Raw genomic sequence first — 7,721 nt, forward strand, 5'->3', positions numbered from 1 at the left:
TCTTCATCGACGGGGGAGACCCCCTGCGGAAGGTACCCGTGCCCAGATGACCCTGCGGTCCGGGAGGACGCCTGCGAGATGCTCCGGTGCAGCGCTTCAGCTCAGCGCCACCCCAGGGACGGCGGCCGTCAGGCGGTGTCCTGGCCCCATGCGGCGGGTCGGTCGATGGCGCTCCAGCGGTAGAAAGTTTCCCTGGCGGCGAGTTCGTGGACCGCGTCGTCACTGCAGTGTCATGTCATGGGCTCTGGACGTGTGTGGGCGCGCAGCAGCGCGGCCCCTAACGGGGTGAGCGTATGCAGTACGGACGCCGCATGGCGGCGGCTGGTGACGAGCCCCGCGTCCCGCAGGGCCCGGGCGTGCTGACTCGCGGACGGCGCGGAAACCCCGCCGCCCGGGCGAGTTCACCGGTGGTCGCGCCGACGGCGGCGGCACGCAGGACGGCCGCCCGAGTGCGGCCGAGCAGAGCCGTCGAGGCGGGGTGACTTCCCGGAATCGGCGGCTGGATGGTGATCGCCGCTGTCCTTATTGAGTTCCTCTACCGCCCCGGCCGCCCTCCGGGCGGCCCATAACGGCGACTACGGTGTCCTCATCCACGAGTGATCGCCGCCCGGCGCCTCGAAGGAGGCGAACACCGCCGTCGGCGATGACCCTGCCCCCTGGGGGCCTCTGCCTGGTGTGCGGCTGAGCGCGAGGCGTACGCCAACGACCAGGGCTCGTCCACCTCGCTGGTCGCGGTCACCGCTCGCACCAACCGGCCCAAGGCCGACCGGGACCCGGCCGAATGGCTCCCGCCGGCCACCGACCGGTACTGCCGCTCCATCGGCGACTGGATCGGCACCAAGCTCCGCTGGGGCGCCTGGCCGTCGACAAGGGCGAACTCGACGCGCTCAAGACCTTCGCCGACGGCCCCTGGGAGGAGACCGTCATCAACCACCAGCCGGCCGAGCAGATCTCCAGCACCGGCAGAACGTGCGGCGGTGCCCCGTGCCGGCAATGCTGGCACGGGGCCGTGTACGTACGCGAGCCGTTCGGACTCGAACCACACGATCCGAACTGGCACTACTGTCACCGGGGCCCGGTCCGGATCGGGCATCCCCTCATTGCTACAGCGCCGGACTCATGAACTGCTCCGACGCCATCTCCTGGACTATGCCCACGCGTTCTCGTTCCTCGGGAAACTGGCCGTGACCGGTGCCCGCAGCACACGTTCTCCTTCTGATCACTTGAGGATCTTGCCTGTCTCGTGCGCGCGTCCGTGTCCAGTGCCGGCGCGCTGTCGTCCTGGAGACGGCCGGGTTGCTCAATCGCAGTAGAGAAGTGGAGTCGGCCGGATGACTGATCGTGGAACGGCCAGTGCCGAGAAGGACCGCCGCGGGTTCTTGAGGGGGGCCGCGGCCGCCGTTGCGGCGGTCGGCACCGGAGTGCTGTTGTCAGGCAGCGCCCATGCGGTTCAGTCCCACTCACGGGCCGGGAAGGGCATGTCGGACGTGCCCCCGTTCCCCTTGCCGCCGGTGGGCGTGGACATCCCCTGCAGCATGTACGCCGCCAACGTGCCGCTGAAGGTGAACATCCTCGGAGCCCTCACGCTCGACTTCAAAGGCGGCATCAACCTCATGACGCGGACGACCAACGCGGACGGGATCGTCCTGGAGGTCCAGGGCTTCAGGGTGGAGGCGGACACCAGCCCGTCCACGCCCAACTCCGGCACCCTCATCGCTTTGACAATGCAGTCGCTCCTCGCGGCCTGCGCGGGCGCCGCGCCGGCGCCGAGCAGCCCCAGCGATGTGAGCCCCAACGTCGCGGCCAACACGGCCGCGCGCCGAAGCAGGGTCTTACGCATGGATTCCCTCCCTTACGCGGCGCGGAGAAGACTCTCGACGCGCCCGCGGGAGGAACATATCCCGCCGCGGCGACACTCTGCGCCGGGGGTGGCGCGGGCTGGGCGACCTGCAAGTGAGGGCCATGAGCGGTGCTGTGCTCGGCGGCAGGCACGGCGCGCCACAGTCGACCCGGCACCGGTTGTGCCCGGCGCCCAGCACGCGCGGGCACGCCGCCCGGTCACACGCACTCTTGTTCCGGGAGGCCCGTCGTCCGACGATCACCTCATGGGCACGAAAAGTGCGTGAAAGGACCGGCAAAAGTTCGTCTCAGTGCTCCCTCCCCGGGTAGGACCGAGACGTGAACGGGGAGCGGGAGCGGGGCTGACCCGATCGGTCAGGGCCTTGGATTTGAGCGCTGCCAGGTCCTTGCGGGCCGGCGGCTGCGCCACCTCAGGCCACGCCACATGAGGGAAGCGGCCGAGTTGCGAGCGGCTGAGGGACAGCCCGCACACGGTTTCGTTCCTGCCTGCTCCAATGCGTGCGCTTCCCCCGACGGCAGCCGCTGGTTGCTTTCCCCGTCCCACCACTGCCCGGAGGCCGCCACGGCGTACTGCTTGCTCATGGCTATGACCGCCGATCGCCGCGACTGCGTCCGGCAGGGCTTCGGCCCGGTTCACCATATTTCTCCCAGGATGCCCCGTCCTTTAGGGCGGGGAGGAATGGGTCCTTGGGGCGGAGCCGCGGAGCGGCGGAGTTCTCTGCGTATCTGTTCTGACCTGCGCTCTCTTCCAAATGTCAGTGGCGGTTGTTAGGTTGCGGATCATGACGACGGCAGCGATAGCAGAGCAGGTTGCCGGGTTCGGCTTCGCCTGTCGTCGAACGCGCTCGCTTGCCTGGAAGGGGAGTGGGCGCGGTGCCGTTGGGTGTGGAACGAGTGCGTGGCGATGTCCCGCAAGGTCCACAAGTTCAACAAGGACGCCGAGACGACGTTGACGTGCGGGCCGGCGCAGCTCGACAAGATGCTGACTGAGGCGCGTCGTTCGATGTTTTGGCTGCGCGAGGGATCCAGTGTTCCGCAGCAGCAGGTCATCCGGGACTTTGCCAAGTCCCGTGCGAAGGCGCTGAAGGACATCAAGGCGAAGCTGCCGATGAGGCAGCGGGCGGGGATGCCCCGGATCAAGCGGAAGCGTGAGTCCGCGCCGTCGTTGAACTACACGCAGCGCGGGTTCCGGCTCAAGGACGGCCGTCTGCATCTGGCGGGCGGGATCGTGCTGAGGGTGGTGTGGTCGCGAGAGCTGCCCAAGCCGCCCTCCGGCGTGCGTGTGTACCGCGACAGCCTCGGGCACTGGTACGCCAGCTTCGTCATTCCCACCGTGACCGAGGCTCTGCCCATGACCGGTGCGGTGATCGGGATCGACTGGGGTGTGAAGGAGACCGCGACCACCACGTCCGACGCCCACGACTTGCCGCACGCCGAGCACGGGAAGACGTCCGCCGCGAAGCTGGCCCGCTACCAGCGGATGATGGCCCGTCGCAGCACCCCGAAGAACCGGCCCGGCACCAAGGGGTACAAGAAGGCCCGGCGGGCGGCGGCGAAGGTGTCGAAGAAGATCGCCCGGCAGCGGCAGGACACCGGCCGCAAGTGGGCCAAACGGATCGTCCGCGACTTCGACCAGATCGCTGTGGAGGACTTCAAGCCGACGTTCCTCGCGAAGACCACCATGTCCCGCAAGGCGGCAGACGCCGCGATCGGCGCCACCAAGCAGGCCCTGACCGAGATGGCCCACAAGCACGGCAAGACCGTGCACCTGGTCCACCCCGCGCACACCACCATGGACTGCGCGCACTGCGGAGCGAGAGCCAAGCACCGCCTCCCCTCTCCGAGAGAACGTATGCGTGCACCGCGTGCGGAACCGTGTCCCCCCAGCGCTTCACGACGAGCGGGTCCTCGTTCTCGGAGCGGTTGATGTACGAGGCCTGGCAGCCGTAGCAGCCCTCGATGGGCGGGCGTTGAGAGAACGCGAACACGCCGCCGGGCTTGAGCCGCTTCCGGATGACGGGCAGCAGCTGTTCCGGGTCGGTGAACCAGGCAGCCCCGAACACGGAGTAGATGGTGTCGAAGTGTTCGCCGGTCTCCTCGAGGAACCGGACGGCGTCCGCGCGGTGCAGCGCCAGGCCCACATCGGCCCATCGCGCCTCGGCTGCCTTCAGCTGTGCGAGAGACACGTCGACGCCGACCGCGCGGGCGCCGAGTGCGGCGACGTGGGCGAGGTTGCCTCCTTTGCCGCAGCCGAGGTCCAGGACGCTCGCACCGGGGCCGATGCCCAGGAGGTCGGCGCCGGGGCCGTGGTCGGGGTACTGGGTCCAGTTGAACCAGGTGGACTCACCGGCGGCGTTCACCGGGGCCGGAAGTATCCGGCGATCGTGAAACTGTGGGAAAACGCCCACTCGTTTGACAGTCCCCATCCCGGAAGTGGACGGGTCAAGTCCGGACGGGTGACGAGCACAGCGAAGCTCCTGGCGATGGGTTGATCTTGACTACACCCATCTACCAGGAGCTTCGTATTCCGTCACTACAACTCGGTCTACCCTATATCTGTGGTGGTGGGGTACCCCGAGGAGACCTGGCGCAGATCACGGGGCCTCTCACTATTAGGTGATCGGGTTGTAAATGACATTGTATTTACCAGCATCCCACCACATGTAGACGGAGGGTGTGGTTATGCATGCCCAGAGATAGGTGACACCATTTAGCGTCGATCGGGGGCAGGAGGTGAGGTAGAAAAGATTTCCGGGGGTTAGTGGTGACCGCTCAAAACTCCCCGCATACGGTGTGTCGCATGAGCGCGACAGCGCTCCCATCGGCGTCCCGGTTTCCATCGGGACTAGGCTGGATGCCGCAGTACTCCCGGTTCGAGGTTGCTCGTAAAATAGGGAGTTTATACTGCAAGATGCGGAGAAGGCGTTAGCGCCGGATTCTGTGGCGGAAACGGTAGCATAAAGAACGCCATTCAAGGGGGTAATGGTGTTGGCGACAGTCACCCTGGCGACGCTGTCTGTACCCGCAACGAGGCTATTCGAGGCGCGGCACCCGTCGGAAACGACCGCGACAGTTACCGCCTGCTTGCCGTCGGTCAGTGCTGGCAGGTACATGTTCCAATTTGCGTAGAGAGGGGGAGCTAGTTTTGAATATTTCGCTGTGATCGTGCCAGGGAATTTCCACCAAATAGGTTTGGCCTCGAGATGCTTGGTATGCCCTGCGTCAACATTCAGTGCCTCTGTGTAGGTCTCAGTTTCCGATGATTCGGTGGTTTTACTCCAGCTGTAAGACCCGCTGAGGGTAGCGGACAACTCTATATTCGGGGCCATGCCCGCCATGTTGGGGGTCGTGACCTTGGCTGTGGCGCTGGCGCCAAATTCTCCGCCTGAACCAAACGATTCAGATCTTGTTGTGGTGGTGGTTTTTGTCGCGGTTAGTGTTGCCGGGACGGCGCCCTGGGCGATGCCGGTGCAATTAGATATTGTCTGTGACGGGAGAACCTTTGACTCCTCGGCAAAAATCTGGGCATCACTTTTCTGCGCCCATGAGCAAACCGGCAGGCCCTGATTCCAATGCCTTTCGCGGACAACATCGAAACTCGAGCTAGCAGGGAGCTTTCCGACCTCCCACCCGTTATTGCCGGCGCTGTCTGATTGTTCGCACGATGCGACCATAGACGGTCCTATGTCGGGGTTGGCGCGTGCCGTCGTTGCGGGGAGGGTCAAAGTGGCAAGGAGAGTAATCAGCGCTACGGATAGCGTCTTCGCCTTTCTTTTCTGCGTGGTTTTGAACACGAGGAAGCCTCCTTTATGATGGAATTCGAACTCTTGCAGTGGATGCTGATAGAGTTGCAGGGAAGGTCGTTGGTGGGGCTTTTCTGCCCCCACCAGGTGTGACGTTGACCCGAGTGGCCGGGAATGGGCCGTGGGCTCGCACTGCACCATGAGTGCTGTGCTCGTATTCAAGATCCACCGTTGACCGCACAGACCCCGGAAGTGTGAACCTATGGCCCCTCGGGTTCGACGAAGGCGCGTGGCACCACAGGCCGTTCGACTTCTGAAAGGCTGACGGCTTCCGCGTGCTGTCATCGGCTGACGATCGAATAATTGAAGAGGAATTTCCCCCCCTCGCTGGGGTGGGGCAAAAGGTTGCCAGAGAGCATTCGCACCTTCACCTTTTTGTTCACAGCAAGAACCGATCCCCCTTTCCCGGTGGCAGAATTTTCCAAAAACTTCCAGCCTGGGAACTTTTTAGCATCCCGATAGAAACGCTGAACTTCTATCGGTGTCTTGGTCGTGGAATAGATGGCATTCCTCGAGGCTTGGTCCATGTTCAGGAGCGTGAACCCACTCGGCAAGGGGATTTCTCCGGGCCCAGTCTGCGGGTCAAGAGTCTTGTGTGGACGAGTCGGAGTCGCCGTTGCCTTGCTGTCCCGCTGCTCTTGTGATGGGGACGGCTTAACCGATTTGCCCCCTTCTTTCGCGCGGCTCTGAGAACCCGTCGGGCTGGGTGAGGTGCTAGCCGTGCTCGGAAAGTGCGTCGCGGGCGCGCTCGAAGACGCTCGGGGACTACTCGATGCATTTGACGCGCTTTGCTCACTGCACCCCACAGTGCCCACGAGGACAGCCACGCAACAGGAAAGAGCTGCTGTCGGCAGAGGTCGGATCATGATGGGCCACACTCCACATCGCTGCATTACCCACTGGGGACCCGTGCTCATTTCCGACGCGCTCTCCGAACAAGTCGCACGAGCTTGTTAGATCGGCAGTGTCTCAGCTGGGCTGCCCGCAGAACATCCGCCAACAGTCATATGTGAACCGCTCCGGGATCGGCGGAGGCTCATACGTTGGCTCCGGCCGCCGTTGGGGCTGGTGTTGAGCGTAGTGGTTGGTCTCGTGCTCGTGGGGCGGGATGTCTCCGATCGTGCTGTGGAGGGGCTGATTGTTGAACCCGTCGACCCATTCCGCGGTGGCGAGTTCGATGTCGGCGAGGGCCGTGCCAGGGCCGACGGGGCTTGATCAGCTCCGTTTACAGAGGCCGGCCGACCTGGGACTCCATGAGCGCGTTGCCCAGGGCGTCACCGACGGTGCCGATCGAGGCATCGGTTCCGGCTTCGAGGAGGTGCGCGGTGAACGCGAAAGACGTGTACCTGAAATGCGTCTACATGGCCGTCATGTCGCTCGATCCCACCGGCAAGGAACAGGCCCGCTGGACCATGCCCTGGAAGACCGCCCTGAACGCCTTCGACATTCACCTTCGACGCGGTGAACTCTTCCCAGGCGTTCTCCCAGAGCCGGACGATCGCCGGGTACTTCTTGCCCCACGCGTCGGCGAACTCGGCGAACCGCTCAAGTGCGGCCTCTTCAGTACGCTTCTGCCGCTTAACTGATCGTTTCAGAATGAAGTTCGTTGTGGGGCTTGGCAGTTGGGTGTTGTGTCGGCAGGATCTGTTGGGTGTCTGCTGATCTTGTGCCTGATGACCTGTGGGAACGTGTGGCTCCGCTGTTGCCTGCTCGTCCGCCGCGGCGGCATCGTTATCCCGGGCGGTTGCCGGCGGATGACCGTGCTGCGTTGCGGGGCATCGTTTACGTGCTGTGCAAGAGCGTGAGCTGGCGGGACGTTCCGGCTGAACAGGTTGGCTGCAGCGGTGTGACGGCCTGGCGGCGTCTGCGGGACTGGACCGAGGCCGGTGTCTGGCCGCAGCTGCACGAGGTACTGCTGGCCGAGCTGCGGGCCGCGGGCCTGCTGGACATGAACGACGCCGCGATCGACGGCTCCCATGTCCGGGCCCTCAAAGGGGGGCTCACACCGGACCTTCGCCGGTCGACCGCGGGCGTCCGGGCAGCAAGCACCTCCTAATG

At 64.7% G+C, this 7,721-nt stretch carries 3 protein-coding genes and 8 pseudogenes; 5 read left to right on the plus strand and 6 right to left on the minus strand.

Translation table 11 applies throughout. The annotated features are described in order from the left end of the window. Positions 1–230 precede the first annotated feature (230 nt). Positions 231–466, minus strand: a pseudogene (locus ACIPJI_RS36345) (winged helix-turn-helix domain-containing protein); the annotation flags it as partial. A 193-nt stretch (positions 467–659) separates the two neighbouring features. Here ACIPJI_RS36345 and ACIPJI_RS36350 point away from each other — a divergent pair. After that, positions 660–943 (plus strand): annotated as a pseudogene (locus ACIPJI_RS36350) (HNH endonuclease); the annotation flags it as partial. A 388-nt stretch (positions 944–1,331) separates the two neighbouring features. Then, positions 1,332–1,436: pseudogene (locus ACIPJI_RS36355) on the plus strand (ubiquinol-cytochrome c reductase iron-sulfur subunit N-terminal domain-containing protein); the annotation flags it as partial. Between the two features lie 14 nt (positions 1,437–1,450). Here the strand turns inward: ACIPJI_RS36355 and ACIPJI_RS36360 are convergent. Beyond that, positions 1,451–1,840, minus strand: coding sequence for a hypothetical protein (locus tag ACIPJI_RS36360; RefSeq protein WP_402251248.1), 390 nt, complete (start codon positions 1,838–1,840; stop codon positions 1,451–1,453). Between the two features lie 849 nt (positions 1,841–2,689). Between ACIPJI_RS36360 and ACIPJI_RS36365 the strand changes: the two are divergent. Continuing rightward, positions 2,690–3,747, plus strand: a pseudogene (locus ACIPJI_RS36365) (RNA-guided endonuclease InsQ/TnpB family protein); the annotation flags it as partial. Between the two features lie 143 nt (positions 3,748–3,890). On the opposite strand, the pseudogene ACIPJI_RS36370 reads toward ACIPJI_RS36365, so the two are convergent. The 3 genes and pseudogenes from ACIPJI_RS36370 to ACIPJI_RS36380 form a co-directional block, all read right to left on the minus strand. After that, positions 3,891–4,286: pseudogene (locus ACIPJI_RS36370) on the minus strand (SAM-dependent methyltransferase); the annotation flags it as partial. A gap of 186 nt (positions 4,287–4,472) precedes the next feature. After that, positions 4,473–5,747, minus strand: coding sequence for a hypothetical protein (locus ACIPJI_RS36375; protein ID WP_402251244.1), 1,275 nt, complete (start codon positions 5,745–5,747; stop codon positions 4,473–4,475). A gap of 197 nt (positions 5,748–5,944) precedes the next feature. Beyond that, entirely contained in the window at positions 5,945–6,190 is a 246-nt protein-coding gene (locus ACIPJI_RS36380) for a hypothetical protein (RefSeq protein ID WP_402251246.1), read from the minus strand. A gap of 771 nt (positions 6,191–6,961) precedes the next feature. Between ACIPJI_RS36380 and ACIPJI_RS36385 the strand changes: the two are divergent. Next, positions 6,962–7,111, plus strand: a pseudogene (locus ACIPJI_RS36385) (IS256 family transposase); the annotation flags it as partial. 18 nt (positions 7,112–7,129) lie between these two features. On the opposite strand, the pseudogene ACIPJI_RS36390 reads toward ACIPJI_RS36385, so the two are convergent. Then, positions 7,130–7,258 (minus strand): annotated as a pseudogene (locus ACIPJI_RS36390) (transposase); the annotation flags it as partial. A gap of 56 nt (positions 7,259–7,314) precedes the next feature. Between ACIPJI_RS36390 and ACIPJI_RS36395 the strand changes: the two are divergent. Continuing rightward, positions 7,315–7,721 (plus strand): annotated as a pseudogene (locus ACIPJI_RS36395) (transposase); the annotation flags it as partial.

Origin of the sequence: Streptomyces sp. NPDC086835 (genome assembly GCF_044745705.1) — a bacterium.
Classification (GTDB): Bacteria; Actinomycetota; Actinomycetes; order Streptomycetales; family Streptomycetaceae; genus Streptomyces.